Genomic DNA, 26,109 nt, shown 5'->3' with positions numbered 1-26,109 from the left:
CCCTAAATGGGCACGTTTTATATGGAAAACCGCAACACCTTGAAATATACACCAAGCGTGCCAACTGCAAGGGTACGGAAGGTTATTGGTTGTAAACCGTGCGTCCGCGGTACAAGGTCTTCTGGACCTGACCGGTAAAGGCGCTGCCCGCAAATGGCGTGTTGTGACCGTTGCTCAGCAGGGCATCTGCCTGCAGGGTCCAGCGGGTATTGGGGTTTATCAGTACCAGATCAGCCGATTGGCCGACGCTCAGCGTGCCTGCCGCAATGCCCGCGATCTTGGCGGGTGTGCCGCTGAGGCGCTCAGCTGCTTGTAGCGGCGTCAGTATTTTCTCGTGCACCAGACGCAGCGTCAGGGGTAGCAAGGTTTCCAGTCCGCTGATGCCCGGCTCGGTGAGCGGGAAGGGATTGGTCTTGGCGTCTGCCTCGTGAGGCTGGTGATCGGAGCAGATCGCGCCGATCACGCCGCGCTTCACCGCTGCGCGCAGGGCATCGCGGTCATCAGCGGAGCGCAGTGGCGGAATCACGTGGCACATGGCGTTGAAGCCTTCCACGTCGGTGTCGATCAGGAAAAGTTGGTGCGCGGCGACGTCTGCGGTGACTGGCAGGCCCCGTTTTTGTGCGGCTTCAACCAGCGCTGCACCACGTGCGGTCGAGAGGCGGCCAAAGTGGACGCTGGCGCCGGTGTCTTCAACCAGCGTGATCCAGAAGCGAATCGCTGAAACTTCGGCGGCTTCAGGGATTGGTAGCAGGCCCAGGCGAGTGGCGACTGGGCCTTCGTGCGCGCAGCCGCCATTGGCGAGTGCTGGATTCTGAGGAAACACATGAACGGTCAAGCCAAGGCCCTGTGCGTATTCAAGCGCGCGGCGGCCCATCAGTGAGTCACGCAAACCAAATGCGGCGTTGCTGACGCCAATGCAGCCGGCTTGTTTCAGCGAGCTCATTTCAGCCAGCGCTTCACCCGCCAGACCCTTGGTCAGCGCGCCGAGCATATGAATGTCTAAGCCGCCTGCAGCCAAGGCTTTGCCACGGATACGGTCAACCACCGCAGGGGAATCAATCACAGGGCTGGTGTCAGGTGGCAACACAACCGCAGTGATGCCGCCGGCCTGTGCCGCGCGTGTTTCAGTGACGATGGTTGCTTTGGTGGTCAGCCCCGGTTCGCGGAAGCGTGCGGCCAGATCAACCAAGCCCGGCATTAGCCAGAGGCCTTTGGCGTCGATGGACTTAGCGTATTTATCTTTGGGACGCGTCTTGCCGACATAAGCAATCTTGCCGTCGCGAATGCCGAGGAAGCCGGTGGCGTCGAGGCCGCTGGCGGGATCGAGCAGACGAGCGGATTCAATCAGCAACGAATCAGCATTGGTCGCAGTCTTGCTCATCGTGCGGCCCTCGCTGATTTTTTAGTTTTTGTTTTGGGGGCGACTTCAGTTTCGGGTTCGCGTCCGAGGATCATCGCCATCACCGCCATGCGCACCGCGATGCCGTGACTGACCTGCTGCAGAATCAGCGAGCGTGGGCCGTAAGCCACATCACCTTCGATCTCGACGCCGCGATTGATCGGGCCCGGATGCATGATGATGGCGTCAGGCTTCAGATGTTTGATGCGAGCTTTAGTCAGGCCAAAGTCGCGGTGGAATTCCGACATCGAAGGCAGAAAGGCGCCGAGCATGCGTTCTTTTTGCAGGCGCAGCAGGATCACTACGTCGACGCCATCAAGACCGGCTTCGAGCGAATGGAAAACCTTGACGCCCATTTGCTCAATGCCTGCTGGCACCAGCGTTGGTGGCGCGACGACGCGGATTTCTTTAGCGCCGAGCGTGCGCAGTGCGTGAATATTGGAGCGTGCGACGCGCGAGTGAACGACGTCGCCGACAATCGCAACCTTGAGCTTGCTGAAGTCGCCCTTGGCTTTGCGAATCGTGTACATGTCCAGCAAACCCTGCGTCGGGTGTGCGTGGCGGCCGTCGCCAGCGTTGAGAATCGCAACGCCCGGTGCAGCGTGTTCTGCAAAGAAGTGCGCAGCGCCGGAGGCGTCGTGACGGATCACGAACATGTCCGCCTGCATCGCTTCCAAAGTCTTCAGCGTGTCGAGCAGGGTTTCGCCCTTGCTGGTGCTGGAAGCGGCGACTTGCAGATTCAGCACGTCAGCTGAGAGGCGCGTGGCGGCCAGTTCAAACGTGGTGCGTGTGCGGGTGCTGGCTTCGAAGAAGAGATTGATGACCGTGCGACCGCGCAGGTGATCCAATTTCTTGTCGCGACCTTGAGTGGCGTCGGCGAATGCCGCGGCCTGGTCGAGAATCTGAAGAATGAGGGGCTTGCTCAAACCTTCGAGGGTGAGCAGATGTTTGAGACGGCCGCTGCTGTCGAGCTGGATATTTGAGGTCATTCTAGGCGGGCATTATGCCTAGCTTGAGCTCGTCTTACGAGGGGGATGGCGTAATTTAGAGTAATTCCTGACATTTCGAGCATGCCGAGGGATCTGTGTTTTGCCCGCCCTGTCTTTCCGTTGATGGGCCTGTTCGCCGCCTTGCGGCGTAACTCTTCCTGTTTTTCTTTGATGTTGTGTGTTCCGCGCTGGTCAGAGCATGCCTCTGACCGGGTAACTTTCTTTGATTAACGTCAAAGAAAGTCACCAAAGAAAACGTTTCTAAAAGCAAAGCCACTCTTGCTGTTATTTGAGCGAATGGTCATCACGACAACTGACTCTATTCCCAAGCATGTAAAAAGTGATAGCGGCACTTTTTCCTCGCACCGGAAATAGCAACCAGAAAACGTTTGTGCGCTAAAAGCTGAAAGACACAAGTAGTTTTGCTTCTAAAGGTGCTTTCTTTGGGTTACGTTTCTTCGCCTAGAGGCGCCTACTGTTGGTGCACCAGCAAAGAAAGGTAACTCGCGCCATAGCGCGAAACACGTCATCTCAATCAGCTCAGGCAGTAGCCACGCCGCAAGGCGGCGCACAGGCCATCAATAATGACGCCGGACTAGCAACGCTCGCGTAGCCACTGTTCAAGGATCACTCTTGCAGCCTGACCATCACGATCACCTTTGCGTACGCGGCGCGTCATCTGGCCGCTGGCGCGGGCGTCTCGCAGAATATTGTCGGCAGCGCGCGAGGAAAAACGTTCGTCGCTGGTATGCACCGGCAACTTAATGCGCCCTTCAATCTGGCGGATAAATTTGCGTGTCAGTGTGGTGATGAGCTGATCGCTGCCATCTTCGTTCAGCGGCATGCCGACAATCAGCGCAGCGGGGCGCCATTCGTTAATGAGTTTCTCGATGGCGGCCCAATCACCGGTCGCCAGCGTGGGCAGTGGACGTGCGCTGCCCGTTAGATCATCCCCAATGGCTGCGCCAATTCGTTTTTCGCCATAGTCAAAGGCGAGGTAAACACTACTCACGCGTGGCCGGCGCCAGTCGAAATCTGGGTGACGTCGATTCCAAGTAAGCGCGTGGCAGATTGCCAACGGTCACGTGCAGGTGTGTGAAACAGAATCGCCTGATCAATTGGCGTATTCAGCCAAGAGTTGTTCATGATTTCGGTTTCAAGCTGACCCGCACTCCAACCGGCATAGCCGAGAGCGATGAAATATTCCTTGGGCCCTTCGCCAAGACCAATCGCGCGCAAGATATCGCGCGAGGTGGTGATGTAGAGATTGTCCGCAACCTGCATGCAGGATTCCCAGTTGGCGGGCTGGCGATGTACGACAAAGCCGCGTTCGGGTTGCACCGGACCGCCCCAGAAAATCTGGCGCTCGGCGTCCTCGGCATTAAATTCAAAGCCCATCTGGCCCATCATTTCGCTGAATGTGAGCTCAATCGGACGGTTGATGACGAGGCCGATTGCGCCGTCGTCGCTGTGTTCGCACATGAGGGTAACGGAGTGATCGAAGTTTTCGTCCTCCAGTCCCGGCATGGCGACCAGAAATTGATTCTTGAATTGGGATTCTGTGGCCATGGGTCGAGTATCCAGCGACATTGCGGGCGTTACAAGTTTGTGACCGACAGACGGTCACAAAGCATTGAGGTACGGAGAAATTTACGCGCAGTTTGTTGGCTGCACCTGCGCAGAAAAGCGCAGGTGCTATGTGGCCTTTAGCGCTTAGTGAGGCGTGCTTCGATTGCAGCGATTAACTGGCCGCCGATATCAGTGCCGTAAGCCTTGTCGATTTCGCGTGCGCAGGTCGGCGAGGTGACGTTGATTTCGGTGAGGTGTTCGCCAATCACATCGAGACCCACAAACAGCAGGCCGAGTTCTTTGAGACGCGGGCCCACTTGTGCGGCGATCCAGCGATCGTGATCGGTTAGCGGTTGCGGACGGCCGCTGCCACCTGCCGCGAGATTGCCGCGGGTTTCGCCAGCCATCGGTACGCGTGCAAGACAGTAAGGAACAGGCTCGCCATCCACCATCAGGATGCGCTTGTCGCCATCCTTGATCGCAGGCAAATAGCGCTGCGCCACGATGGTGGTTTGGCCGTTGTTGGTGAGCGCTTCGAGTACAGCGCCGAGATTCATGCCATCCGCGCCAACGCGGAAAATGCCTGCGCCACCCATGCCATCGACTGGCTTATAGATGACATCGTTATGTTCTGCGTGGAAGGCGCGCAAGGTCGCCATGTCGCGTGAGAACAAGGTTGGTGGTGTGCACTGCGAGAACCAAGCGGTGAACATTTTCTCGTTGCAGTCGCGCAGGCTGCGCGGCTTGTTGGCGACGAGTGCGCCCTGATCTTCAGCGCGTTCCAGAATGTACGTCGCGGTGACGTATTCCAGATCAAACGGCGGATCTTTGCGCATCAGAATCGCATCGAGCTCGCCGAGCTTGATGGTTTCCGCTTCGCCAGTGAATTCGAACCAGTGTTGGGTATCGTCAAAAACTTTCACGGGACGTGTGCGACCCATGGCAACGCCATCACGCAGGGATAAATCCTGCATTTCCAGATAATGCAGTGACCAGCCGCGCTTCTGCGCCGCCAACATCAAAGCCAGCGTTGTGTCCTTATAAGGCTTGATGTGGTCGATGGGGTCCATGACGACCCCAAGGCGCTTTTGAGGTGCGCTCATTTCAGTTGCCTTTTGCTTCAGCTTCAATTTCGCGCGCTGCGGCTAACGCTGCAAGACGGGCGACAACACCATAAGCATAGAAACGATTGGGGCGATCATCTGGCCCGCAATTCGGGTCTGGATGCGTGCAAGGCGTTTCAAAGGCCAGCGGTTCAAAGCGCATGCCGGGTGCATTGAGGTTTTCTTGCGCGCCGCGCTGACTGTTGAGGCGATAGAAGCCGCCGACGACGAACTGGTCGATCATGTAAACCACGGGTTCGGCGGTGGCTTGATCTTCGCCCAGCTTTTCGGTGGTGTGGACGCCTTCTTGAATGATGGCGCCGCTGACTTCGTTGCCTTCTTTGGCGCTACTCATATGAGTGCGCGCTTTGCGGTTCATATTGCGGACGTCGTCGACGCTGCGCGCCGTCATCACGCCCATGCCGTAGGTGCCGGCTTCGGATTTGATGATGACGAAAGGCTCGTCGGTGATGCCGTACTCGTCATATTTGGCTTTGATGTCTTCCAAAAGCATTTCGACATTGGAGGCGAGACACTCTTCGCCTTCGCGTTTGGCGAAGTTGATCTGGCCGCAGTTGCGGAACAGTGGGTCGACCAGCCAAGGATCAATGCCGATGTGTTCGCCAAACTCTTTGGCGACATCGCGGTAGAAGCCGAAATGACTCGATTTGGTGCGCGCATGCCAGCCCAGACCCATTGGCGGGATGATGTCCTGCTCCAGATCTTCAAGAATTGCCGGGATGCCGGATGACAGATCGTTATTCAGCAGAATCGAGCAGGGCGTGAAGCCGCCGACGGACACGTAACCAGCGTCGCGGGTGATCGGTTCCAGCAGCAATTTGCGGCCGGAGATCTCCAGCGTGATTTCGGTCGGTTCCGTAATGTCAGGAATCAGCGTGCCGATGTGTACGCGATAACCGGCTTTTTGAATCAGGCTGAACAGCGTCGCCACGTTTTCCAAGTAGAACTTGTTGCGCGTGTGGTTTTCCGGCACCAGCAAAATTCCTTTTGCGGTGGGGCAAACGCGGGCAATCGAGGTCTGCAAGGCGTGGATGCACAAGGCCTCAAATGCAGGATTGAGATTGTTGAAGCCGCCGGGGAAGAGGTTGGTATCGACCGGTGCGAGCTTGAATCCAGCGTTGCGCAAATCTACCGAGCTGTAGAACGGCGGCGAGGTTTTAAGCCACTGCGAACGGAACCAAGCTTCGATGTCGGCGGCTTTTGCGAGCAGGGTGGATTCCAGCTTTAGCAGTGGCCCGCTTTGTGCAGTAACAAGGTGGGGAACGGGACTTTGCATAGGTTCGCCTTATGTTGTGGTGCGCATGGTAGCGCAACGGTAAGGCGACGTAAGCTTTGGGCGGATAGGCATTAATCAAGGACTGTGTTACAAAACACTCTATAAAAAAGCGGATCACAGAATTAGTAGGGGGTAAGGTGTCCACACAAAACCAGGACTCAGCAAAAGTCATGGTCATCGACGATAGTCAGACGATCCGACGTACCGCGGAGACGCTGCTAACGCGCGAGGGTTATGTCGTTATTACAGCCCAAGATGGCTTTGAGGCGCTCGGCAAGATTGCCGATCATCAGCCAGATATTATTTTTATCGACATCATGATGCCGCGTCTGGATGGTTATCAGGCTTGCGCACTGATCAAAGGTAATCCACGTTTCTCTAAGACGCCGGTCATCATGCTGTCGTCCAAAGACGGATTATTTGATCGCGCGCGCGGCCGCATAGTCGGCTCCGATGAATACCTCACCAAACCGTTCACGAAAGATGAACTGATTGGCGCGGTGAAAGCTCACGCTAAGAAATAGTTGCCTCTGCCCCTATGAGCGCAGAACTACGAGCGTTGCGAGACGATCCCTTTGAGCAATTGTTGCGGCTGGAAGCGCGCATGCGTGCGGCGCGTCTCGACGTCGCTGCAGGCGAAGCCCAGACTTGGGGCGGCCTAGGATTCCGCATTAATGATGTGTGGCTGGTCGCGCCGCGTGATGAAGTGCGCGAAGTGATTGTGCCTCCGCGTATGACGCGCGTGCCGAATGTGCGTGCATGGTTGCTGGGCGTTGCTAACGTCCGCGGCTCTTTGCTCACGATTATTGATCTTCGCCAGTTTCTCGGAATGCCGCCGCTCGATCAGCAACGCACTCAGCGCGTGTTGGTTTTTAACTCAGAACGTTTTCCAGCGGGATTTCTCGTTGACGAAGTTGCAGGCCATCGCCAGTTTGTTTCCAACGAACAACGACGTGAAATCGTCGGCGGCGCCGGCAGCTTCGCACCCTATTTATTGAGCGCATTCGTACGTGATGGCCAACCGTGGTTGGCTCTCAGCCTGCACAAGGTCGCGGGTAGCGACAACTTCAAGCATGCCGGCCTATGAATTTCGATCAAACTGCGACATTTAATAGCGGCTTACATTGGGTTCGTTCGGAATTCGATCACAGTCTGACGCGTGCGCGCACGCTCATCGAATACCACATTGAAAATCCCGAAGATGTGTTGCCGCTGCAGCAGGCTTTAGTAGAACTGCATACGGTGCGCGGCACGGCCAGCATGATTCAGTGCTTCGGCGTGGCCACTGTCGCTGAGGAAATGAAGACGGTTCTGCACGAGATCATGCAGGGTCGTATCCAAGAATTAGAGCCTGCCTATTCGGCACTGCTCGGCGCGACTGTGCAGGTTTCCGATTACATCGATGCCTTGTCCTCCGGCATGGATGATTGCGTCATCGTGCTGCAGCCGATTCTTAGCGAACTGCGATTGTCTCGTGGCAAAACGCTGGTCACTGAGCTGGAACTGTTTAGTGCACAGCTCAACGCTTTCGATCACGGCAAGCCACTGTTGCCTGGGACGGCGATGGTGGGCGACGCGGCTGGTGAGGCGCGCAAATTATTGCCAGTGTTCCAAGCTTCGATGTTGAACTGGCTGAAAAATAATGTTGACGTCAATGCGTCTTTAGGTCGCATTGGCAAGATTGCCGAGCAAATCGCCGCGCAATCCACAAATGCATCGATCCACCAACTCTGGCGCACGGTTGCTGCCGTTGTTGAAGCTTTGCTGACGCGTACGCTTGAAGATTCAATGGATCTGAAGCGTGCGATGGGCGCTACCGCGCAACAGATTCGCGCGCTGGTTGATGAAGGCGAAGCTGCGGCCGCCGCCAAGTTGGCCGATCTGAATTATCAGTTGCTGTTCTTTGTCGCGCGCTCCAGCGGACAAGGGCCACGCGTAACCACGCTGCGTAAATTGTTCAGACTTAATAGTCATCTGCCTACCACTGAGCAGATTGAGCAGCGTCGTATACGAATTCGTGGGCCTGGCATTGGTTTGTTGACCCGCGTCGCCGATGAAATTCGACGCGACTTCACACAAGTTAAAGACAGCATCGATTTATCCGTGCGCTCCGGCGGCAAAGCCGGAATAGGCTTGGAAGAAACGCGCAACAGATTGCAGCGCATTGCCAACACGCTCGCGACCTTGGGTCTGCCAGCGTTGCAACGTGTTGTTGGCAATCAAGTCAAACTCTTAGAGAGCTTGGAAGCCGACGCCAGTTCCAGCAATTTGTGGATGGACATTGCCACGTCAATTCTGCAAGTTGAACACAGTCTGGAAGATGCGCTGTTCAGTCAGATTGTCCGCAGTAAAAAAGGCGCTGGCGGTGTTTCTGAAGTAGATAAGGGCATTCCGCATAGCCGCGATTTAGCTGAAGGTACCGCAGCGTTGTTGCGCGAATCCTTAGTCAACTTGGCGCGTATTAAGTCATCTGTTGATGCTTACATTCGCGGCAACGAAAGCGAACCGCCTAGCGACGCACAGCGTCTGCTCAGAGAAATTATTGCTGGTTTTGATGTACTGCAGAACAACCGCGCTGTGGAACTGATAAGCGCGCTTGAGCACTACGTACTGAGCCCTGCGTTTGCGCAATTGCGCGACACACAAGGACTTGCCGAACGTTTTGCTGATGCCATTGCCGCGATTGAGTTTTATATCGAAGCGATTCGCGATCACGTGCCCAATGTTGAGCCGATGCTGGATAGCATGGCCCACTATGTGGGTCAGTTGAATGTGGTTGAAGAAGCTCCAGCCGTACCCGAACTTGAAGAATTGGAACTGGTGCTTGAACAACCAGAGCTAGTTGTTCCCGTCGCTCCCGTCGCAGTCATTAAATCAGCGCCGGTGGTTGTGGCTGCTGAAGACGTTGATCCGGAAATTCGCGGCATCTTCCTTGAAGAAGCCAGCGAAGTGCTCAGCACGCTCGACAGCGCATTGCCGCGTCTGCGTCGTGATGCACAAGACATGGATACGCTGACGACGGTTCGTCGCGCATTCCACACCTTGAAAGGCTCCGGCCGTATGGTCGGTGCGCAACAGATTGGTGACTTTGGTTGGGCGGTTGAAAGTCTGCTCAATCGCTGCCTCGACGGTTCAGTGCCTGCGGGCGCGGTTGTTGTCGATGCGATTGTTGATGCGGTGGCGATGTTGCCGGGCTTGATTGAAAGCTTCCGCAATAATGCAGCGCCAGATCCTGCACTGCAGGCTTTGATCGAGCGTGCCAGCAACCTTGCTGAAGGACGCGGCGCGCAAGACGCAGAAGAACTGGACATGACGGCCATCTTCCGCGAAGACGCACGCGAGAAGCTAGAAGCGGTTACGCATTGGCTTGAACAGCAAAACCGTAGCTTCGAATGGTTTGCGGTTGAAGACGAAGTTGTTCGTTCCTTCCACACGCTTCGTGGTGCGGCACATATCGTTCATTCGCCATCAATCAGCGAATTGTCTGGTGCGCTAGAAACTTATTTGGATTCTGCGCGTGGCGCTGGGCTTGAATTGCCGCGTGCTGCATTGGTGTTGATTGAAGACGCTGAGCAAACGTTACGTCGTTGGGTTGATGCGATCGGAACACCGGCCGCTTCATCGCAAGATTTAGCGCCGTGGTTGGAACGCATCCAAGCCTTGCAAGCGGAAGTTCCTGAGCAGGCGCGACAAGCAACGGCTGATCGCCAGCTTGCCGAGATTTTCTCTAGCGAAGCTTTCGATCTGGTGCAAAAGATCGAAGAAACCGCCAAGGCTTGGGCGCATGCGCCGGAGAACCTGCAAGGTGCAGGCGAGATCAAGGCGCTGAGTCATACCTTGTTGGGCGCGGCTTTGATGTCGCAGTGCAGTTCGATTGCAATTGCTGGACGCGCGTTGAATGTACGCATGGGAATCGTTGCGACGCATTCGATTAAGCCTGAGTCCGGGTTCTTCTCAGCTTTCGACAATATTGCTGAGGGTTTCTATCAGCTGATTGATGCCTATCGTGAAGGCAAAGCCCTGAACGACGGCAGCGATTTAGTTGCACAAATTGAAGCATTGCCGCTGTCAGGACATGCTGAACTTGCAGCGCCGACATCGTCGGTACAAGAAGAAATTATTGAGATGCCTCCGGTTGTTGAAACCGAGGAGAGCATTACGCCTGAAGGACTGAGCGCCGATCAAGAGTTGGCAGCGATCTTCATTGGCGAAGCGCGTGAACTCTTAGAGAACCTTGATGCTTATGCATCGGCATGGGAGAAGAATCCCGCTGCCGCTGAGTCAGGCGCTGCAGTCAAAAGTGTTCTGCACACTCTGAAAGGTAGCGCGCGCGTCGCTGGTTCAAATGGTTTGGGTGAAGTAGCGCAGTACATGGAATCGCTCGTTGCCACGGCATTGAGCGAGAGCAGGGCGGATGCTGCTTTGTTCTCACGCCTGCATCAGGCTAGCGATGGTTTGCACCGTGTATTGGCTGAGATGGAGCGCGGTGGCATTCCGAATGTTTCGGCATTGATGTCGGATATCGAATCAGCCGCTCCTGCGCAGTCGTCTTTCGTCGAGCCTTTAGAAACAGTAGAAGAAGTTGTCCCTCAGGTTGAGCCAATCGCTGCGCCTGTGAGACAGGAATACGTCGCAAGTATTCCGGCTGCACCTGTTGTGCAATCTGCTGATGACGAATTGGCTGAGATTTTCTCTGCCGAAGCTAGTGAATTGCTTGAAACCTTGCAGCAAAACTTTAACGCCTGGCAGCGCGATCCGCGTGAGTTTGCGCCTGCGCGTGAGATGCAACGTGCGCTGCATACGCTTAAGGGCGGTGCACGCATGGCGGGCTTGGATGCGATGGGTGATGTTTCCCATGAGATGGAAACACGCATCAATAATTTCGAAGTCCGCGGCGCATCAGATAGCAACGATCTAAAACCTGTTGCGGCTGATCTTGAAACCTTGCATCACATGCACGACTTGTTGTCGCGTGGTGACACGGCAAGTCTGCGTGGTGCGGGAGCAGTACCGACCGGGCCTAAAGTAGAGTCCTATGACGAAAAATCCGTCATTGCGGGCGCAGTACCTGAAGTTATCGAAGCTGTTTTTGCGGCACCGCTTGCGCCATTGCTCGACGGTGTTTGGGATCCAATGCTGTTCTGGAAACCAGAAAGCGAGCAGACAGGTTTGGCTGCACTGCGCCGCGAAACCGCGCGTGTGCCGGTCGAAAGCCTCGACAACATGCTCAACGAAGCGGGCGAAATTTCGATTTATCGTTCGCGTTTAGAAGAACAACACAGCGCACTGCAAGCGCAGCTCAATGAAATGTCGCAGGCCGTCACGCGTGTTCGCGAACAGCTGCGCATGATGGACATGGAAACCGAGGCGCAGATTTCAGCGCGTGGCCGCGGTCCAAACGATCGTCTTGATCGTTATGCGGGTGACTTTGATCCACTCGAAATGGATCGCTACACACGTATGCAGGAACTCTCACGCTCGCTATCGGAATCCGTCGGCGACTTGTCGAGTCTCCACACCACGATGGATGGTCTGGTTGGCGAAGCGGAAACGTTATTGCTGCAACAGGCGCGTATTAACACTGATGTGCAGCAAGGTTTGATGCGCACGCTGATGGTGCCGTTCTCACGTCAGGTCGCGCGCTTGCAGCGTGTGGTTAAACAGGCGGCGCAAGACAACGGCAAGATGGCTGAAGCACAGTTCGTCGGCATCGAAAGCGAACTCGATCGCAATGTTCTGGAGCGCATGACTGCGCCGCTGGAACACTTGATGCGTAACGCCGTTGTGCACGGCATTGAAGATCCGCAGACACGCGTTGCAGCAGGCAAGGGCGCTACCGGCACAGTGAGCGTGACGCTGCGTCGCGAAGGTACGCAGCTACTCGTTGAATTGCGTGACGACGGTAAGGGTCTCGACTTTGATGCGATCCGTGCAACGGCGATCAAGCGCGGCTTGATTCCGGCAGATGCGCAGGTTGCTGACGAAGACGTCGCACAGTTTATTTTTGAGGCTGGCTTCTCCACCGCAAAGAGCCTCACTCAGGACGCTGGCCGTGGTATCGGCATGGACGTTGTTGCTGCGGAAGTTAAACAGCTCGGCGGTACGCTGGAAATTGGTTCCGAGACCGGCAAGGGCGCGCGCTTCCTGATTCGTCTGCCTTTGAATCTGGCGATCTCGCAAGCGTTGCTGGTTTCAGTATCGAACGAGATGTATGCGATTCCGTTACCGAGTATTGAAGGCATCGCGCGTATTCCGCGTGAACAGCTTGATGCGCTCTATGACGAGAACGGACCGACTTACGGTTACGGCGGCCATGAGTATCGCGTGCGTTACCTCGGCGATTTCATCGGCGCATCGCGCGCTGCTCCGAAAGAAGGCAAGACAGTCAGCGCCATTCTGGTTCGCCTCGGCGAAGGCTTGGGCACGCAGGATCGTCGTATCGCAGTTGTAGTGGATTCACTCTTCGGCAATCGCGAAGTGGTTTCCAAGGCAGTTGGTCCGATGATTAGCGCAGTGGTTGGCGTTTCAAGTGCCACGATTCTGGCCGATGGTCGCGTCGTGTTGATTCTTGATGTGCCCGCACTGACACAAGATCGCACGCGCCGCGCCTTGATTACATTGGCCGCAGGCAAGGCCGATTCAGTGAACACGGAAGTTGATACTCGCGAATTGGTCATGGTGGTGGATGACTCCATCACGATTCGTCGCGTGACAGAACGTCTGCTGCTCAAGAATGGTTACCGCGTATCGACCGCCAAAGATGGTCTGGATGCGATGGCCAAGCTGCAGACCGAAAATCCGGTCACTGTATTGCTCGATATCGAAATGCCGCGCGCAGACGGCTTCGAAGTGGCGACCTTTATTCGCAACAACGAACGTCTACGCAATTTGCCAATCATCATGATCACCTCGCGTTCAGGCGATAAGCATCGTGAGCGTGCCATGCAGATTGGTGTGAACCGTTATCTGATCAAGCCTTACCAGGAAGATCAGCTCATCTCCGAAGTGCGTGGTGTGCTTGAGGAGACCAGAGGCTCATGAACGATCAAATTTATGCCGTGCTGATGCCGCTTGATGGCGACACCCTGTTGTTGCCGAATGCGGCAGTCATCGAAGTTATTTCGCGCGATACCGTGCGACCTGTAGCGGACGCGCCAGCATGGTTTCTGGGCAACTACGAATCGAATGGCCGTCGTGTGCCGGTGATCAGCTTCGAAGTACTGAATGGCGGGTCTTTGCCTGAAACTGCCCGGCGTTCACGCGTCGTGTTGCTGCACTCTGTGGGTCAGCACTTGGAAGCGCATGCCATCGGCGTGCTCACGCAAGGCTATCCACACTTGGTGACGCTCAATCGCACTGCAATTAATCCCGCGCCACTGCGCGAGAACGATCGCGCAGATCTGGCCTTGTCGCGTGTTCGTATCGCAAGTCAGGAAGCAGTGATTCCGGACCTCGAAACGATTGAGGCGGATCTATTGCGCCTTGATGTGGTGGGAACCGTCGCTTAAATCGCTACCGACGTTTCACCCACCAATTGCAGATCAGCGTGGCCGATACGCGCTGAGAAAAACATCGACCACATCCGCAACATGCGCGCGCAGTTCACTGGCGGGTGGATTGCTCTCGCCCATGATGACGCGCATGTGGTGATCGCCGCGCATCATGCTGAAATAGTGATTGGCTGCTCGTTGTCGATCGCGTATTACCAATTCGCCATTGTGAACGGCGACCGCTAGCAACTCCTCAAACTGATCCAGCATGCGCTGCGGACCTGCGGCGTGGAATAAGCGGCCCAGTTTGCCGGTTTGACGCGCTTCGCCTGCCATCATGCGATAGAACTTGACGGCCTCTTCGCTAAACAGCAATTCAATAAACGCTTGGCCAATGCTAATCAGGCGCTTACGCAGCGGCAGATTGTTAGTGGGATCGTAAAGCGCGTCTGGCGCATGCTCTTCGCACTTGGAGACGACGCACTGCTGAAACAGGTCTTCCTTATGCCCAAAGTGACTATAAAGCGTCAGCTTTGAAACACCTGCGTTCTTGGCAATGGCATCCATGCTGGTGCCCGCATAACCCTGCTCCACGAACAGCTCTTTGGCGGATTCGAGAATCGCCAAACGCTTGTCTGGATCTTTAGGGCGACCACGCTTGGGCGGGCACTTTTTCATGCGGAATGAGGCATTTGTAGGTGAGGCATTGTTAACACCATAACGCCTCGCACATTAATAAACCAGTCGGTATAGTATATGAACTGATTTTGAGCCCCCTAGGAATCCGCCATGCGGTTACCGCGACCTTTGCACCTGAGCCTGCCCATTTCCGCAATCGCTGCCAGTCTGTTGCTGGTCGCGTGCTCTAAAAAGCCGGAGGCGGTGCCACAGGCCAAGCCGGTGGTGATCGAACACGCGCAAGCGATGGTCGGAGAATCGGGTGAAGTATTCCCTGGCTCAGTGCATTCGCGTGAGGAAGCGGATTTGTCTTTCCGCATCTCCGGAAAAATCCTGACGCGTCGTGTTGATGCGGGTGCCGAGGTTAAAGCCGGGCAGGTGTTGGCGACGCTTGATCCGGAAGACAACAAACTCAATAGCGATGCTTCCAAATCTGCTGTCACCGCGGCAGAAGCCGACGTGAAGTTGGCGCAGGCTGATCTACAGCGTTACCAGGATTTGTTGGGCAAGGGCTTCATCAGTAAGTCCATGTTCGAGCAAAAGCAAAACACACTGGAGTTGGCAGAAGCGCGTCGCGATCAAGCGAAGTCCAACTACGCCGTCATCAATAACCAGATGCGTTACACCACGCTGACGGCGACTAAATCCGGATTGATCACCTCCGTCCTCGCTGAAGCAGGACAAGTCATCGCTGCAGGTCAGCCAGTATTTCGTTTCGCCACTGACAACGCGCGCGAAGTTGTGATCAGCGTGCCAGAAGGACGCGTCAGTGCATTGCGTAATGCATCGAAACTGGCGATCTCGCTTTGGGCCAACCCCAGCAAGTATTACGAAGCACGTGTACGCACGATCAACATGCAGGCTGATCCCAGCACGCGTACGCATGAAGCACGTGTCACGATTGTTGGCAGCGATGACGCCGTGCAACTCGGCATGACGGCGACTGTATTTATGGGCGCCAAAGTTGACGGCTCTTTATACCAAGTGCCTTTGTCCGCAGTTGCGCAAGTGGATAACAAGGCTGTGGTGTGGACAGTGTCTGCGGATAACAAGGCGCATAAAGTTCCCGTGGCGGTGCTGCGTTACGTTGAAGGTTTTGCGGTAGTAAGCGGGGCGCTCAAGCCGGGCATGCCGCTGGTGAGTGCTGGCGTGCAGTTGTTGGGCGAAGGCCAGTTGGTCAAGCCAATTCAGCGGGCACGTGAGGTTAAACCGTCGTGAGCGCCGGACGCTTCAATCTCTCGGAGTGGGCGCTCGCCAATAGGGTCATCGTCGTTTATTTGATGATCCTGCTCGGCGCGGCCGGCGTTTGGTCGTATCTGAATTTGGGGCAATCGGAAGATCCGCCGTTCACCTTCCGCATGATGGTGATCAAAACTTATTGGCCCGGCGCTAGCGCTGAGCAAGTTGAATTACAGGTCACCGATCGCATCGAAGAAAAGCTGCAAGAACACCAGCAGCTCGATTATTTGCGCAGCTATTCCAAACCCGGCGAATCGCTAGTGTTTTTTGTGGCACGCGAAGATTCTGGTTTGGCGAATATGCCTGATACTTTTTATCAGGTGCGTAAGAAGGTTAGTGACATCAAGCAAAATCTGCCGCAAGGCGTCGTTGGGCCTTTCTTCAATGACGAGTTCGGCGACACCTTCGGCAATATCTATGCGCTAACCGGTAAGGACTTCACGCCGGCTGAGTTAAAAGAATACGGAGACACCATTCGCGCGCGTTTGCTGCGCATTAAGGACGTCTCAAAGGTTGAATTCTTTGGCGTGCAGAATGAAAAGATTGAGGTTCGCCTCGACAACATCAAGCGCGCGCAGCTGGGTATTCCGCCGCAATTAATTTTTGACACGATTCAGCAGCAGAACAGCGTAACTTCTGCAGGCGTTTTCCAAACCAGTACAGATAGCATTGCGCTACGCACTACCGGCGCCTTTAAAACGCTGGACGATATTGAAAACGCGCCGCTGAACTACAAGGGGCGTACGTTGAGAATTGGCGACGTTGCGCATGTAGTGCGCACGTATACCGACCCTGCGGAACCGCGCGTTAGATTCAAAGGCGATGCAGCGCTGGCGATTGGCGTTTCGATGGACAAGGGTGGCGACATCATTCGTCTCGGTAAAGCACTAGACGCTGAGTTCGCAGCAATACAGACCGAACTTCCTCTGGGCTTGACCTTAGATCGTGTCGCGGATCAGCCACGCGCGGTTAAGCGCGGCGTGAACGAGTTTGTTCGTTCTTTGGCTGAGGCGGTTGTGATTGTGTTGTTGGTCAGCTTCTTCTCGCTGGGCTATCGCCCGGGCTTGGTCGTTGCCCTGACGATCCCGCTGGTGTTGGCAATAACATTTGCAGCGATGAAATATTTCGACATCGGACTGCACAAGATTTCTCTAGGTGCGTTGGTGCTCGCTCTGGGCTTGCTGGTGGACGACGCCATTATTGCGATTGAAATGATGGCGGTAAAAATGGAGCAGGGCTGGGATCGCGTTAAGGCTGCCGCCTTCGCTTACTCCAGCACCGCATTCCCGATGCTGACTGGCACGCTCGTTACCGCCGCAGGCTTTCTGCCGATTGCGACGGCTAAATCTGGCGTTGGTGAATACACGCGCTCGATCTTTGAAGTGGTGACGATTGCCTTGTTAGTGTCATGGGTCGCTGCCGTTATTTTTGTGCCTTACCTCGGCTATCGCTTATTGCCTAGTCATCACGGCGATAGCGTAAAACCGGGATCACATGATCCTTATCAAACCAAGTTCTACCGCCGTTTCCGAGCGCTAGTGGCTTGGTGCGTTGATCGTCGTTGGACGGTGATTGGTGTTACGGCGCTTAGCTTTGTGCTGGCTATTGGTGGATTTGCTTTTATTCCGCAACAATATTTTCCAGCATCAACGCGTCTTGAACTGCTGGTGGATCTGAAGCTGAGCCAAGGTGCGTCGCTTGAAGCAAGCGATGCTGCAGCCAAGCGTTTGGAAGCCATTCTCGCTAAAGAAACCGGATTGGATAACTATGTTGCCTACATCGGTACCGGCGCGCCACGCTTCATTCTGCCGATTGATCAGCAATTGCAGTCCGATAATTTTGCGCAGTTTGTATTGACGGCAAAGAGTTCGGAAGACCGCGAAAAAATTCGTTCACATTTACTCGCTATCTTCCCGGAACAATTCCCTGATCTGCGCACGCGCGTGCTGCGTCTTGAGAATGGTCCGCCGGTGGGCTACCCGATTCAGCTGCGTGTGAGCGGCGAAGATCCCAAGTTGCTGCGTGAGCTGGCAGGAAAAGTTGCAGACGTCGTGCGCAGCAATGCGAATGTCGCCAATGTGCATTTGGATTGGGAAGACAAGATCAAGGTCGTGCGTCTGATCATCGATCAAGATCGTGCTGGCGCCTTGGGCATTAGCTCTCAATCCGTTTCGCAGTTTATGCACAACTCACTCAACGGTGGCCAAATCACCTTCTTGCGTGAGAAGAACAAGTTGATCGAAGTGTTATTCCGTGGCCCGCCCGATGAGCGCGCGCGTTTGTCTTATCTGGATAACACCGCGATTCCGCGAGCCGATGGCACCAATATTCCGCTCAATCAGATTGCTCATTTCGAGTATGAGTTTGAAGACGGCATCATCTGGCGTCGTAACCGTTTGCCGACCATCACGGTCCGTGGAGATATTTACGGCACGGTGCAGGCCGCAGCGATTACCGCTCAGCTTGAGCCATCGCTCGCACCCATTCGCGCGCAGCTTCCCCCGGGTTATTTGCTGGAAGCGGGCGGCACGGTTGAAGAAAGCGCCAAGGGTCAAGACTCGGTGAATGCCGGCATGCCACTGTTTGTAGTCGTGGTGTTTACGGTGCTGATGCTGCAACTGCGTAGTTTCTCGCGTGTGCTGATGGTGGTACTGACGGCACCGCTGGGCATCATCGGCGTCGTCATTACGATGCTGCTGTTCGGCCAACCTTTCGGCTTTGTCGCCATGCTCGGCACCATTGCCTTGTCCGGCATGATCATGCGTAACAGTGTGATCTTGGTTGATCAGATCGAACAGGACATTTCTGGCGGTCACGATCCTTACAATGCGATTGCTGATGCAACGATGCGTCGTTTGCGACCGATCGTGCTGACGGCATTGGCAGCAGTATTGGCGATGATTCCGCTTTCACGCAGCGAATTCTTCGGGCCAATGGCTGTAGCGATCATGGGTGGTTTGGTTGCTGCGACCGCACTCACTTTGTTGTTCTTGCCAGCGCTGTACGCGGCTTGGTTCAAGATTCATAAGCCGGCTTAAGTCTGATGGAATACTGACAGCGCCCTGTACTCGCGGGGCGTTGTCATTTCTGGCGGATGTCCGTGTATGCTCCCGCTTAACGCCCTCGGCGGGCGCTCACTTCAACGGTTAAAGATTTCATGGTTGCTCAATCACTGACTCGCTACGCTTGGTTGTCGATCGCTGCGGCGATTCTGACCATGGGTCTCAAGTTGCTGGCGTGGCACCTCACCGGCTCGGTCGGCTTGTTATCTGACGCGCTTGAGTCACTAGTGAATCTCGGCGGTGCCGTCATGGCGCTGATGATGCTGCGTATTGCGATGCAGCCACCAGACGACGACCACGCTTACGGCCATAGCAAAGCAGAATATTTTTCCAGCGGCTTTGAAGGCATGCTGATTCTGATTGCGGGTGGTCTGATTATTTGGCAGGCAGTGCCGAGCCTGTTAGATCCACAACCGCTGGAGCAGGCATGGATTGGCCTCGCAGTTTCAGCCGCCGCGGCCGTAGTGAATTTGATCGTTGCAAGAATTCTGGGCAAGGCGGGGCGTGAGCATCGTTCGATCACGCTGCAAGCGGATAGTCATCACCTGATGACGGACGTTTGGACCTCAGTTGGCATTCTGATCGGCGTTGCGCTCGTTGCTGTCACAGGCTGGCGTTTGCTAGATCCGATCATTGCTATTGCCGTTGCGCTCAATATCTTGTGGACTGGCGTGCGTTTGCTTCGTGAGTCGGCTGATGGATTAATGGATGCCGCATGGCAGGCTGACGAGTTGCAGTCTCTCGAAGAAGTGCTCAATCAGTTTCGTGATGGCACGGTTGAATTTCATGCGATCCGTACACGCCGCGCTGCTGCGCGTCGATTTGTGACATTTCATTTGTTGGTGCCGGGCGCGTGGTCAGTGCAACAAGCGCACGAGTTGGCAGAAAGTGTCGAAGCGCGGCTCGCGCAACTGATGCCGGGTGTTAGCGCGATCTCGCATATCGAACCTATCGAAGATCCAGCGTCCTATGCGGATGCCACGCATTTGGGTTCAGGTGTGTCGCGGTAAAGTAGCGTTTAATCGCTTCAAACTGGAAATCATCATGAGCAAAGTTATTACTCGCTGCTCTTGGGCAGACCGTACGCCACTTGAGATTATCTATCACGACAACGAGTGGGGCGTGCCTCAACGTGATGACTGCGCGCTATTCGAATTTCTCATTCTTGAAGGTGCGCAGGCGGGTTTGTCGTGGAGCACGATCTTGGCTAAGCGCGAAGGTTATCGCGCAGCGTTTGATGGTTTTGATGTGCAGAAAGTCGCGCGCTATACCGATGCCAAGCTAGAGAAGCTGCGTGAGAATCCGGCGATTGTGCGGAATAAACTCAAGATCTTGTCCGCACGTACCAACGCCAAAGCCTTTATCAAAGTGCAGCAGGAGTTCGGCAGTTTCTCGGCCTACTATTGGGCGTTTGTAAACAACAAACCCATCATCAATCACTTCAAGTCGATGAAGGATGTGCCGCCGAAGACTGAACTGTCAGATCGCATCAGCAAAGATCTGCTCAATCGTGGATTCAAGTTTGTTGGCAGCACCATCATCTACGCTTATATGCAGGCGACGGGTATGGTCAACGACCATCTGACGACTTGTGATTGCTACGGTCGCCTAGGCGGGAAGCGCAAATGACTTTACGCACGATCTCCTACGATCTATTGACCGGCTTGGCCGCACAGGCTGATGCGAGTCCGCGCAAGCGCACCAACTTCAATTTTCACGAAGGCGCTGAGTCTTTAGTGCAGCGCCTGATCATTCAGATGAGTCGCGGCACTTACATCCGCCCGCATCGTCACCATGAGATGGACAAGTGGGAGATGACGCTAGCTTTGAGCGGCGTTATTGAGATTATTATTTTTGAAGACGATGGCGCAGTGCGTGAGCGTTTTCGTCTCGAGCCGAATAGCTCGGTCATTGCGTTGGAGCTGCTGCCGCAGACTTGGCACAGCTACATTCCACTGACGGAGCATGCGTCGTTCTTTGAAGTGAAAGAAGGTCCTTACGATGCGGCGCGCATCACGCAGTTTGCGCCGTGGGCGCCAGCAGAAGGCGAGGCGAGTGTGCCTGCGTATCAGAAGTGGTTAGCAACGGCGCAGCCGGGACAGCGCTACGCCGTTTAGTGCATGGCGCTGCGCTTACAGCATCCGCCAGCGCTGACCATCCTTAGAGTCTTCCACCAAAACGCCTTTGGCTTTGAGCTCATCGCGAATGCGATCGGACTCTGCCCAGTTCTTGTTGGCGCGTGCGGTGAGGCGTGCGGCAACGAGCACTTCAATTTCTTCTGGCGTGATGCCGCTAGCCGATGAGGGCGATGCGGTTGCAAACCATGCGGCTGGTGTCTGTTGCAGCAAGCCCAATAAATGTCCTGCGTCTAATAACTGCGCTTTGATACGAGCTTTGTCAGCATCGTTGTCGGCTTTGTTGGCGGCGCGAACCAGATCAAACAATTCTGCCAAAGCCATCGGCGTGTTGAGATCGTCTTCAAGTGCGGCAATGAATGCGTCAGGTGCGGTGACGCCTTCAGCAGATTTTACATCACCAAGATCACGCAGCGCACCGTAAACGCGGTCGAGTTTCTTGCGCGCATCACTTGCGACTTCATCGGTCCAATCCAGCGGCTGGCGATAGTGACCGGTGAGCAGCACGAGGCGAATCACTTCGCCGGGCAGCGTTTGCAGCAAATCTTTCACCAGCAACACGTTGCCGATGGATTTGCTCATCTTCTCGTGATTCACATTCACGAAGCCGTTGTGCATCCAGTAGCGTGCGTAGGTTTTGCCGCCATGCGCGCAGGTGCTTTGTGCGATTTCGTTTTCGTGATGCGGGAAAACCAGATCGTGACCGCCCCCGTGAATGTCGATGGTCTCGCCAAGGACAGCTTCAGACATCGCGGAACATTCGATATGCCAACCCGGACGGCCGCGGCCCCAAGGTGAATCCCAGCCCGGCAATTCAGGTGATGAAGGCTTCCACAATACGAAGTCGCCTGGATCCTTCTTATAAGGAGCGACTTCGACGCGTGCACCAGCGAGCATCTCGCGCGTGTCGCGCTTGGAGAGCTTGCCGTAGTCGGGGTACGACGGCACGTTAAACAGAACGTGGCCTTCAGCTGCGTAGGCGTGACCTGCGCTGATCAGGGTCTCGATCATCGAGATGATCTGAGGCAAATGTTTGGTGACGCGCGGTTCATGCGTCGTCGGTTCAACGCCGAGTGACTGCAGGTCGGCGTGATACGCGGCGGTGTAGCGATCGGTGATAACGCTGATGTCGACGCCTTCTTTAGCAGCGGCAGCGTTGATCTTGTCGTCGATGTCCGTAATGTTGCGTGCGTAATCGACGCGGCCAAAGCGGCGGCGCAGGACGCGGGCCAGCGTGTCGAACACGACCGGCGGGCGATAGTTGCCGATATGGGCATAGCTATAGACCGTGGGGCCGCAGACATACATCGTCACCCGATCAGGACTCTGAGGGGTAAAGGGCTCTTTGCGGCTATTTAAGGTGTTGTACAGTTGCATGGTCATAGCGTTGGCGAAAAACCGCGCCAGCATAGCGCCTAAACCCCACAAATCAACCGGATTAATGAGGCAGCTACGCTGCCTCATTAATCCAACGGGGCATTGTTTTGTTATTGATTCGGCCAGTAAGGTCCCCAATATTGTGGTCGTTCTATAGCTGAGTGAGCTCTATGTCATCTAATCAAGTACTGGCCGAATCAACAAAGCCCTTGGAAGATCGCCCGCATTTCCGCAACGGCCGTTTTCATAATCGCTACTCCACAGAAAGCCATGGCGCGATGCAGGCAATCAAGTGGTTGCCGGAATTTTTGCTACTGAAGCTGCCCAAAGTCGATTTCACGGTTTTGCGGCCCGATGTGGCCATGCTGAAGGCCAATCGCAGCGAATCCAATCTGACCTGGATCGGGCATTCGACCTTCCTGATTCAGATTGCCGGCCTGAATATCATTACTGACCCTGTATTTAGTGACCGCGCTTCGCCGTTTTCGATGGTAGGCCCTAAGCGGCTGGCACCACCGGCCATGGGCTATCAAGACTTGCCGTCCTTGGATATCGCGCTGGTCTCGCATAACCACTATGACCATCTGGATGAGAAGGCAGTGCGTCGACTGGCCAAGGATCATCCTCGCCTGACGTTCGTTGTCGCGCTTGGTCTGGCCCAATGGTTTAAGCGTCGTGGCATTAATAATGTGATTGAGTTGGATTGGTGGCAGGACACGCTAGTGCTGGGCACCAAAATCAGTGCCGTGCCGGTTCAGCATTTCTCAGGTCGTGGTGCAAACGATCGCAATGCCAGCTTGTGGTGCGGGTTTATTGTTGTGATCGCTGGCAAGAAAATCTTCTTTGCAGGCGACACCGGGTATTCCAAAGATTTTGCAGATATCGGCGAGCGCTTTGCGCCGGTGGATCTGGCGTTGATCCCGATTGGCGCCTATGAGCCGCGCTGGTTTATGCGCCCGGTGCACGTTGATCCGGGTGAGGCGGTCAAGATTCACCGAGACTTACAGAGTCGCCAATCGGTGGCGATGCACTGGGGCACGTTTCAGTTAACAGCGGAGCCAGCCGACCAGCCACCGAAGCAGTTGTCGAGCGAATTAGCGGCCGCGGGAGTCGACGCAGAAAAATTTTGGGTCTTTAAACATGGAGAGACGCGATCTTTCTAATGTGCTTTGGAGGCTGCGATATGGGTATGAAATATCGCAATAAGGTCATGCGTTCTGGCCTTGACAGTGCGACCTTTAAATGCATCCCGTGCGTAGGAAAATCGCCATCACGAAGCTCGAAATTTAAGTGTCATAAATAGAGCAGTAAATCTTGTTGACGCCCCGTGTTTTCGCTTGATATAAAGCTGCGCACTCCATCACTCCTTGTAGAGCAGGCTTCGCTCAGCGATGACCCTGCCGCAGAAAAGTCGATGACATTTAGAAACGAGTAGGGAAGCTCGTTTCAATGAAAAAGTTTATTAGGGGATTTGTTAGATGAATAAAACTGAACTGATTGCTGCAGTCGCAGATAAGGCCGACATCTCCAAGGTCGATGCAGCTAAAGCGATTGACTCGTTGTTTGAAGTAGTGGGCAAAGCACTTAAGAAGAAAGACAAGGTTTCTCTCGTCGGCTTCGGCACGTTTCTGGTTCGTGAGCGTGCAGCTCGCACGGGCCGTAATCCCAAGACCGGCGCGGCTCTGAAAATCAAAGCCAGCAAAACGCCATCATTTAAGGCTGGCAAAGCTTTAAAGGATGCTATAAAATAGCTGTCTCAGTTGGGTTGTTTCAAAAACAACAGCCTTTGGGTGCTTAGCTCAGCTGGTAGAGCGTCGCCCTTACAAGGCGAATGTCGGGGGTTCGAGCCCCTCAGCACCCACCATCAAGATTATGTGGAGCGGTAGTTCAGTTGGTTAGAATAACGGCCTGTCACGCCGTGGGTCGCGGGTTCGAGTCCCGTCCGCTCCGCCATATATACAAGTAAGCCCATGGAAACATGGGCTTTTTTGTTTTATGCGACTATTGATCCCACATAAAATCCCACAATAGCGATTCACCAAAGACGCTCTTCGACTTTCTTTGGGCGTGTTCCCTTTGTTTCCTTCATGTCGAAGTAAACTGCGACAGGTAGTTCCACAAGCGAAGGGATTGGCATGAGTATAAAAATAATCAAGATTGGAACAGCGGGAATACTATTAGCTGTCGCCTTTGTTGCCGAAGCAGCCCCGGTGTATCTCGAATGCACCATGACGGATGGGCAGAAGGACCTAACATGGAATGTCGTAACTGATGAGGCGAACGGCACTATTAGCTACTCAATTCCTGAACTAGGAACGGCCAGCAAGTATCCGGCTGTGTTTTCTCCCGATAAGGTCGTATTTAGCTCGATGGAAATTAGCCGTATAGACCTGTCTTTCAAAAGAACGTCGAATATTCTCGGTGATGTAAAAACGGATGTCGGCCAATGCAAGCTTGCTACTGCTCCTAAGCGACAGTTCTAAACATAAGTCTGATGGCGTTAGACAAATATGGACGACGACAAGACTTTGGTATTCCATGAAAAACTCTACTTCCATGAACTGGATTGTAGAGAGAAGCTAATTCAGAGACTGCAATTAACACTTGCAATACTGACCGGCATAGTCGGGGGATGGATGTATATCTTCTCTCGGCTTAATTTCAGTGGACCGTCTCAGCCGTTCGTGTGGGCTATTTTTTTAGTTTGCTTTGCTTGTGGCTCTGTACTTTTGGCAATAGCGTGTTTCAAATTCGTAAAAGCACTTTGGGGCCATTCCTACGATTGCCTGCCAGTAGCGACCGAAATTGAAAACTACCGAATTCAAATGTATGACACCTACAAAGAATTTTCTGATGGACCTGAAACAGCAGCGGGCTATTTTCGTAAGTTTCTAATTCAATACTTCTCCGAATGTGCTGCGCACAATGCCAAGCAAAACGCTGAGCGATATGATTTTCTACATGAATCAGTCTCGTGCATTGTTTATTCAATACCATTTATATTGATTGCGGCAATCAGCTTCCTCCTCGGCGGTCTCGCCAAGGTGCAATCTATTTAGCGTCACTTGATGAGGATCGAAATGACTACCGACAATAGTAAACCGCAAAATTCAAAGCCGGAGCCGCCGAAGCCGCCGCCGAAACGTGTAATTAAAGAGGACGCCCCATTTTTTGGCGGCAACAAGGACTCTAAACATCAAAAGGGGGGTAGTTAGCGATGTCGTCATCCATGGGAAGTGACAAGCCGCCTCCGCCGCCCCCGCCACCGACGCGTTCAGTAAGAGGTAGCAAGCCTCCAAAGGACCCGCCCCCGCCAGCTAGGAAGAAATAGCCGTAACAATCGTTTTCGTCGAAGTCCTGCCAGCACGGGTTTGTCGTTCTGGCAGGACGCTAGGTGTATAGCTAATAGGCGAGACGAAAGCTGAATGGTGCAGTTTGATTATTGCGATTCACAGTAAATGATATCGAGGCTAAGAGAATAAATTGCCATTCCCGACATCAGTCCGCGATGACGTTCTAGTTAGATCGGGGAGGCGCTGCTGTGTTTGTCGCGACTTCGTTGGGCGATCAATCAACGTACATCACATCGTCCAAGAGGCAGATGGCGGAGAAAACTCTATAGAAAATGCGATTGCCCTATGTCCTCGATGTCATGCAGAAGCGGGGCATTACAATCCCCGCCACCCGCTTGGAACAAAATATTCGCCAACGGAACTTCGCAAGCATAGAGATAGCTGGTGGGCCACTATCGCAACAGGCAACGCCATTCCT

21 protein-coding genes, 2 tRNA genes and 1 pseudogene are annotated in these 26,109 nt (G+C 54.5%); 16 read left to right on the top strand and 8 right to left on the bottom strand.

The annotated features are described in order from the left end of the window. Window positions 1-82: 82 nt before the first annotated feature. From CJD38_RS06340 to gshA, 6 genes are all read right to left on the bottom strand, one after another. Window positions 83-1,381: a dihydroorotase gene (locus CJD38_RS06340; RefSeq protein ID WP_107939458.1), complete on the bottom strand. Its 1,299-nt coding sequence runs from the start codon at window positions 1,379-1,381 to the stop codon at window positions 83-85. Further along, entirely contained in the window at window positions 1,378-2,388 is a 1,011-nt protein-coding gene (locus CJD38_RS06335) for an aspartate carbamoyltransferase catalytic subunit (protein ID WP_107939457.1), read from the bottom strand. The genes CJD38_RS06340 and CJD38_RS06335 overlap by 4 nt, the downstream gene beginning before the upstream one ends. Window positions 2,389-2,983: 595 nt before the next feature. Continuing rightward, window positions 2,984-3,400 carry a Holliday junction resolvase RuvX gene (ruvX, locus tag CJD38_RS06330; protein WP_107939456.1) on the bottom strand — a complete coding sequence of 139 codons (417 nt, stop codon included), beginning with the start codon at window positions 3,398-3,400 and terminating at the stop codon, window positions 2,984-2,986. Then, window positions 3,397-3,957, bottom strand: a complete 561-nt coding sequence (locus tag CJD38_RS06325; RefSeq protein ID WP_107939455.1) for a YqgE/AlgH family protein — start codon at window positions 3,955-3,957, stop codon at window positions 3,397-3,399. The genes ruvX and CJD38_RS06325 overlap by 4 nt, the downstream gene beginning before the upstream one ends. Before the next feature lie 137 nt (window positions 3,958-4,094). Continuing rightward, the gene (gshB, locus tag CJD38_RS06320; RefSeq protein ID WP_240783547.1) at window positions 4,095-5,060 is read right to left on the bottom strand and encodes a glutathione synthase; all 966 of its coding nucleotides are present in this window, start codon (window positions 5,058-5,060) and stop codon (window positions 4,095-4,097) included. A 1-nt stretch (window position 5,061) separates the two neighbouring features. Beyond that, window positions 5,062-6,357, bottom strand: a complete 1,296-nt coding sequence (gshA, locus tag CJD38_RS06315; RefSeq protein ID WP_107939453.1) for a glutamate--cysteine ligase — start codon at window positions 6,355-6,357, stop codon at window positions 5,062-5,064. A gap of 170 nt (window positions 6,358-6,527) precedes the next feature. On the opposite strand from gshA, the gene CJD38_RS06310 reads away from it, so the two are divergent. The 4 genes from CJD38_RS06310 to CJD38_RS06295 are packed head-to-tail and all read left to right on the top strand — an operon-like array spanning window position 6,528 to window position 13,865. Continuing rightward, on the top strand, window positions 6,528-6,881 hold the full coding sequence (locus CJD38_RS06310) for a response regulator (RefSeq protein WP_107939452.1): 354 nt from the start codon (window positions 6,528-6,530) through the stop codon (window positions 6,879-6,881). Window positions 6,882-6,895: 14 nt separating this feature from the next. Further along, the gene (locus tag CJD38_RS06305) at window positions 6,896-7,444 is read left to right on the top strand and encodes a chemotaxis protein CheW (RefSeq protein WP_107939451.1); all 549 of its coding nucleotides are present in this window, start codon (window positions 6,896-6,898) and stop codon (window positions 7,442-7,444) included. Beyond that, window positions 7,441-13,398 (top strand): Hpt domain-containing protein, encoded by a 5,958-nt coding sequence (locus CJD38_RS06300; protein ID WP_107939450.1) that lies wholly within the window; start codon window positions 7,441-7,443, stop codon window positions 13,396-13,398. Before CJD38_RS06305 ends, CJD38_RS06300 begins: the two co-directional genes overlap by 4 nt. Then, window positions 13,395-13,865, top strand: coding sequence for a chemotaxis protein CheW (locus CJD38_RS06295; RefSeq protein ID WP_107939449.1), 471 nt, complete (start codon window positions 13,395-13,397; stop codon window positions 13,863-13,865). The genes CJD38_RS06300 and CJD38_RS06295 overlap by 4 nt, the downstream gene beginning before the upstream one ends. 33 nt (window positions 13,866-13,898) lie before the next feature. On the opposite strand, the gene CJD38_RS06290 is transcribed toward CJD38_RS06295, so the two are convergent. Further along, window positions 13,899-14,525 carry a TetR/AcrR family transcriptional regulator gene (locus tag CJD38_RS06290; RefSeq protein WP_107939448.1) on the bottom strand — a complete coding sequence of 209 codons (627 nt, stop codon included), beginning with the start codon at window positions 14,523-14,525 and terminating at the stop codon, window positions 13,899-13,901. Between the two features lie 111 nt (window positions 14,526-14,636). Here CJD38_RS06290 and CJD38_RS06285 point away from each other — a divergent pair, with 111 nt between their 5' ends. The 5 genes from CJD38_RS06285 (at window position 14,637) to CJD38_RS06265 (ending at window position 20,943) form a co-directional block, all read left to right on the top strand. Next, the gene (locus tag CJD38_RS06285) at window positions 14,637-15,743 is read left to right on the top strand and encodes an efflux RND transporter periplasmic adaptor subunit (protein ID WP_107939447.1); all 1,107 of its coding nucleotides are present in this window, start codon (window positions 14,637-14,639) and stop codon (window positions 15,741-15,743) included. Then, entirely contained in the window at window positions 15,740-18,802 is a 3,063-nt protein-coding gene (locus tag CJD38_RS06280; RefSeq protein ID WP_276307787.1) for an efflux RND transporter permease subunit, read from the top strand. Before CJD38_RS06285 ends, CJD38_RS06280 begins: the two co-directional genes overlap by 4 nt. A 119-nt stretch (window positions 18,803-18,921) precedes the next feature. Further along, window positions 18,922-19,836, top strand: coding sequence for a cation diffusion facilitator family transporter (locus CJD38_RS06275; RefSeq protein WP_107939446.1), 915 nt, complete (start codon window positions 18,922-18,924; stop codon window positions 19,834-19,836). Between the two features lie 34 nt (window positions 19,837-19,870). Beyond that, window positions 19,871-20,455, top strand: coding sequence for a DNA-3-methyladenine glycosylase I (locus tag CJD38_RS06270; protein ID WP_107939726.1), 585 nt, complete (start codon window positions 19,871-19,873; stop codon window positions 20,453-20,455). After that, the gene (locus tag CJD38_RS06265) at window positions 20,452-20,943 is read left to right on the top strand and encodes a WbuC family cupin fold metalloprotein (protein ID WP_107939445.1); all 492 of its coding nucleotides are present in this window, start codon (window positions 20,452-20,454) and stop codon (window positions 20,941-20,943) included. Before CJD38_RS06270 ends, CJD38_RS06265 begins: the two co-directional genes overlap by 4 nt. 15 nt (window positions 20,944-20,958) lie before the next feature. Here CJD38_RS06265 and cysS read toward each other — a convergent pair whose 3' ends face one another. Then, window positions 20,959-22,344, bottom strand: a complete 1,386-nt coding sequence (gene cysS, locus CJD38_RS06260) for a cysteine--tRNA ligase (protein WP_170107361.1) — start codon at window positions 22,342-22,344, stop codon at window positions 20,959-20,961. A 164-nt stretch (window positions 22,345-22,508) separates the two neighbouring features. Here cysS and CJD38_RS06255 point away from each other — a divergent pair, with 164 nt between their 5' ends. From CJD38_RS06255 to CJD38_RS18885, 7 genes and pseudogenes are all read left to right on the top strand, one after another. After that, the gene (locus tag CJD38_RS06255) at window positions 22,509-23,501 is read left to right on the top strand and encodes an MBL fold metallo-hydrolase (RefSeq protein ID WP_107939444.1); all 993 of its coding nucleotides are present in this window, start codon (window positions 22,509-22,511) and stop codon (window positions 23,499-23,501) included. 315 nt (window positions 23,502-23,816) lie between these two features. Further along, window positions 23,817-24,089: an HU family DNA-binding protein gene (locus tag CJD38_RS06250; protein ID WP_107939443.1), complete on the top strand. Its 273-nt coding sequence runs from the start codon at window positions 23,817-23,819 to the stop codon at window positions 24,087-24,089. A gap of 37 nt (window positions 24,090-24,126) precedes the next feature. Further along, window positions 24,127-24,202: transfer RNA gene (locus tag CJD38_RS06245), tRNA-Val, on the top strand. Between the two features lie 12 nt (window positions 24,203-24,214). Next, window positions 24,215-24,291, top strand: a tRNA-Asp gene (locus tag CJD38_RS06240). 182 nt (window positions 24,292-24,473) lie between these two features. Further along, the gene (locus CJD38_RS06235) at window positions 24,474-24,821 is read left to right on the top strand and encodes a hypothetical protein (protein WP_107939442.1); all 348 of its coding nucleotides are present in this window, start codon (window positions 24,474-24,476) and stop codon (window positions 24,819-24,821) included. 27 nt (window positions 24,822-24,848) lie between these two features. Beyond that, a complete protein-coding gene (locus CJD38_RS06230) occupies window positions 24,849-25,397 on the top strand; it encodes a hypothetical protein (protein WP_107939441.1) in 549 nt (182 codons plus the stop codon). Between the two features lie 424 nt (window positions 25,398-25,821). Next, window positions 25,822-25,986: pseudogene (locus tag CJD38_RS18885) on the top strand (HNH endonuclease); the annotation flags it as partial. Window positions 25,987-26,109 lie beyond the last annotated feature (123 nt).

The sequence above is a fragment of the Stenotrophobium rhamnosiphilum genome (assembly GCF_003052265.1).
Lineage (GTDB): Bacteria > Pseudomonadota > Gammaproteobacteria > Nevskiales > Nevskiaceae > Stenotrophobium > Stenotrophobium rhamnosiphilum.
This window is presented reverse-complemented; position numbering and strand designations above follow the sequence as displayed.

Coding starts and splice junctions, on each gene's coding strand:
- CJD38_RS06340 (WP_107939458.1), bottom strand. CDS start 1,381: ATGAGCAAGACTGCGACCAATGCTGATTCGTTGCTGATTGAATCCGCT.
- CJD38_RS06335 (WP_107939457.1), bottom strand. CDS start 2,388: ATGACCTCAAATATCCAGCTCGACAGCAGCGGCCGTCTCAAACATCTG.
- CJD38_RS06325 (WP_107939455.1), bottom strand. CDS start 3,957: ATGGCCACAGAATCCCAATTCAAGAATCAATTTCTGGTCGCCATGCCG.
- gshB (WP_240783547.1), bottom strand. CDS start 5,060: ATGAGCGCACCTCAAAAGCGCCTTGGGGTCGTCATGGACCCCATCGAC.
- gshA (WP_107939453.1), bottom strand. CDS start 6,357: ATGCAAAGTCCCGTTCCCCACCTTGTTACTGCACAAAGCGGGCCACTG.
- CJD38_RS06310 (WP_107939452.1), top strand. CDS start 6,528: ATGGTCATCGACGATAGTCAGACGATCCGACGTACCGCGGAGACGCTG.
- CJD38_RS06305 (WP_107939451.1), top strand. CDS start 6,896: ATGAGCGCAGAACTACGAGCGTTGCGAGACGATCCCTTTGAGCAATTG.
- CJD38_RS06300 (WP_107939450.1), top strand. CDS start 7,441: ATGAATTTCGATCAAACTGCGACATTTAATAGCGGCTTACATTGGGTT.
- CJD38_RS06295 (WP_107939449.1), top strand. CDS start 13,395: ATGAACGATCAAATTTATGCCGTGCTGATGCCGCTTGATGGCGACACC.
- CJD38_RS06290 (WP_107939448.1), bottom strand. CDS start 14,525: ATGAAAAAGTGCCCGCCCAAGCGTGGTCGCCCTAAAGATCCAGACAAG.
- CJD38_RS06285 (WP_107939447.1), top strand. CDS start 14,637: ATGCGGTTACCGCGACCTTTGCACCTGAGCCTGCCCATTTCCGCAATC.
- CJD38_RS06275 (WP_107939446.1), top strand. CDS start 18,922: ATGGTTGCTCAATCACTGACTCGCTACGCTTGGTTGTCGATCGCTGCG.
- CJD38_RS06270 (WP_107939726.1), top strand. CDS start 19,871: ATGAGCAAAGTTATTACTCGCTGCTCTTGGGCAGACCGTACGCCACTT.
- CJD38_RS06265 (WP_107939445.1), top strand. CDS start 20,452: ATGACTTTACGCACGATCTCCTACGATCTATTGACCGGCTTGGCCGCA.
- cysS (WP_170107361.1), bottom strand. CDS start 22,344: ATGACCATGCAACTGTACAACACCTTAAATAGCCGCAAAGAGCCCTTT.
- CJD38_RS06255 (WP_107939444.1), top strand. CDS start 22,509: ATGTCATCTAATCAAGTACTGGCCGAATCAACAAAGCCCTTGGAAGAT.
- CJD38_RS06250 (WP_107939443.1), top strand. CDS start 23,817: ATGAATAAAACTGAACTGATTGCTGCAGTCGCAGATAAGGCCGACATC.
- CJD38_RS06235 (WP_107939442.1), top strand. CDS start 24,474: ATGAGTATAAAAATAATCAAGATTGGAACAGCGGGAATACTATTAGCT.
- CJD38_RS06230 (WP_107939441.1), top strand. CDS start 24,849: ATGGACGACGACAAGACTTTGGTATTCCATGAAAAACTCTACTTCCAT.